Raw genomic sequence first — 220 nt, 5'->3', positions numbered from 1 at the left:
GGTGTCGCAGTCAGGCTCCCTTCTGCCTTTGCACTCTTCGAACGATTTCCGACCGTTCTGAGGGAACCTTTGGGCGCCTCCGTTACTTTTTAGGAGGCGACCGCCCCAGTCAACCTGCCCACCTAACAATGTCCCGTCACCAGCTTCATGGTGTCCGGTTAGAATCCCAGTACTGTCAGGGTGGTATCCCAAGGTCGACTCCACATCCCCTAACGAGAAT

General features: G+C 55.9%; 1 rRNA gene. It reads right to left on the bottom strand.

The features are described 5' to 3' along the window. Nucleotides 1–220, bottom strand: a 23S ribosomal RNA gene (locus CPJCM30710_RS17715); the annotation flags it as partial.

Origin of the sequence: Clostridium polyendosporum (genome assembly GCF_018332455.1) — a bacterium.
Lineage (GTDB): Bacteria > Bacillota > Clostridia > Clostridiales > Clostridiaceae > Clostridium_AY > Clostridium_AY polyendosporum.
The sequence above is the reverse complement of the archived record's forward strand: the minus strand, read 5'-3'. Positions and strand labels throughout refer to the sequence as shown.